The sequence below is a fragment of the Azospirillum sp. B4 genome, assembly GCF_000333275.1.
GTDB lineage: Bacteria > Pseudomonadota > Alphaproteobacteria > Azospirillales > Azospirillaceae > Nitrospirillum.
In genome coordinates this window covers 1-2,423 of record NZ_BACU01000624.1, presented here as the reverse complement: position 1 = coordinate 2,423, position 2,423 = coordinate 1, and the positions used below count along the sequence as shown (strand labels likewise).

General features: G+C 68.5%; 2 protein-coding genes. Both read right to left on the bottom strand.

Annotated features, from left to right (window positions below; genetic code table 11):
- Nucleotides 1-1,149: GMC family oxidoreductase (locus I55_RS27880; protein ID WP_044564002.1), on the bottom strand; the 1,149-nt coding region annotated here is incomplete at its 3' end.
- Complete coding sequence (locus I55_RS27875) at nucleotides 1,146-2,279, bottom strand: EstA family serine hydrolase (protein WP_044564001.1); 1,134 nt, start codon at nucleotides 2,277-2,279, stop codon at nucleotides 1,146-1,148. The genes I55_RS27880 and I55_RS27875, both read right to left, overlap by 4 nt.
- Between the last annotated feature and the right edge of the window lie 144 nt (nucleotides 2,280-2,423).

Here is a 2,423-nt window from a genome sequence, read left to right as displayed (position 1 = left end):
CAACGGATACCCGAAAAGCTGAATGCTGTGCCCCGCGTCCGGCACCAACCGGCCGGGTGCATCGGGCGTGGCGAGGGCGGGACTCAGCAGGATCTCCACGTCGGGCGTGGCGGATTCCGGCAACACGCGGGCGAAGGCACCCACGTTGGCGTACCCCGCTGCCATGGGGCCGGTCCGGGTCAGGTAGTAGCGCAGCACATTGGCCGCCAGCCGCATGCCGCGCAGTTGCGGATTGTGGCTGTAGGGACCGGCCAGGTCATAGGACATCATGTACAGTCGGTGTTCCAGCATATGCTCGCCCACGCCCGGACTGTCCGCCACCACCGGCACGCCCAGGGGAGTCAGCAAGGCGGCCGGCCCCACGCCCGACCGTTGCAGGATCTGCGGGCTCATGAGGGCGCCGGCCGACAGGATGACCTCACCCTCCGCCTTGAAATCCTGCGCGACACCGCCGACCTGGGCGCACACACCGACGGCCCGCCGACCATCGAACAGGACGCGGTCAACGGTGGCACCAGTCACCACCCGCAAGTTACGCCGCCCGCGCGCGCGCTTCAGGAAGGCCTGCGCCGCGCTCTGCCGCCGCCCCTTCCAGATGGTGCGGGTGGTGTAGCCCACGCCTTCCTGCCGGGGCAGGTTGAGATCCCCCACCCTGGGCACGCCCATTTGCTGGCCGGCGGCGATGAAAGCCTCCGTCAGCGGGGTCCGTTCCGTCTCCTGACTGATGCCCAGAGGGCCATCGCCCCGAACCTCGTCGCCGGCGAAGCCGTTGCGTTCAATGGCGCGGAACGCCCGCCCCATCTCGTTCCAGCCCCATCCCGTAGCGCCCAGGGCCTCCCACCCGTCGTAGTCCTGCGGCTGCCCCCGGAAGTACATCATCCCGTTGATGGAGGACGACCCGCCCAGCATCTTGCCGCGCAGCCACGCCTCGGACGGCACATCCTCATACGCCTCGGTCTGGAAGTACCAGACGTGGCGCGGGTCGCCGTACAGCTTGGCGGCGCCGCGCGGCATGTGGATGAAGGGGCTCTTGTCCTCCGGCCCCGCCTCCAGCAGCAGCACGCGATTGGCCGGATTCTCGGACAGGCGGTCCGCCAGCACGCAGCCGGCGGAACCCGCACCCACGATCACATAGTCCCAGCCGGTCATAGCGCCGCCCGGATAACGTCGCCCACCATGGTGCGGCTGTCCTGGGTGATGTCCACCGTGTCGAACATGCGGTTATGGCAGAACGCCACCGCCAGCTTGAGGTCCGGGTCGGACCAGCCGATGGTGCCGCCCATGCCCGGGTGGCAAAGCGCGCGCATGTTGCGCGGGGCGGACACGGGCGGCGCCTCCGCCCCGCCCAGCCAGAACCCCGCCCAGCCGATGGGCACCTTCATGCCGAAGAACACGGGATCGGCGTCGTCGAAATGGGGCCGGGGACCGGCGAAGCCGGCCACCCGTTCCGCCGACAGCAGGCGCACGCCACCCAGCGTGCCGCCATTGGCCAGCATGGCCCAGAAGCGCGCCATGCTGCGGGCGTTGAAGATGCCGCCCACGGCCGGGATACAGGCCCTGCGCACGTAAGGCCGTTCGAACGGGTCGGGCATCAGATCGACGGCCAGCGGCTGCGCCTCACGCATGGCGTTGCCGTCGGGCATCACATAGACGGCGACATCGTTCAGGCGGGCGATGCGGGATTCCACCGCGGCCGGAATGCCCAGCCACAGATCCGTGGCGCCCAAGGGATCAGCGATCTCATCCTTCACGAACTGGCCGAAAGGGCGCCGCTTTGGATCGGTGCGGCGCACAATCTCCCCCAGCAGCCAGCCGAAGGTCATGGACTGGTAGGAGGAGCGGCTACCCGCCGGATAGGCGGCCGGCATCTCGGCGATGCGCTGGCACATCCAGTCCCAGTTGGTCATCAGCTCCGGCGTGACGTCCGGCGGCATGCGCAGCACGCCGGACACATGGCTCAGCACATGGCGCACGGTGACATCGCCCTTGCCGGCCTGGGCAAATTCCGGCCAATAGGCCGCCACGGGCGCGTCGTAATCGATCAGCCCCCGTTCCACCTGCATGTGCACGGCCACGGCCGTGACGGCTTTGGACACCGAGAAGACGTTGAACAGGGTGTCACCGTCAACCTTGACGCCCGTTTCCGGATCGGCGACGCCGGCCCAGGCGTCGACGATCTGTTCCTCACCCTGCCAGGCGCAAACCTGCACGCCAATCTCGCGACCGCCGGCCACCAGCTCTTCCAGCAGCGCCTGCACCTTGTCGTTCACTGAGGTCATGTCTTCCTCCCCTCAGTCTTCAGGTGCGATGGTCACGCGCAGGCCGTCCAGTTCCGCCGAGACGGTGATCTGGCACGACAGGCGGGATGTGCCGTCGCGGTGGCTGGAGCTGTCCAGCAGGTCGTTCTCGTACTCGCTGGCCGG

Coding starts and splice junctions, on each gene's coding strand:
- I55_RS27875 (WP_044564001.1), bottom strand. CDS start 2,279: ATGACCTCAGTGAACGACAAGGTGCAGGCGCTGCTGGAAGAGCTGGTG.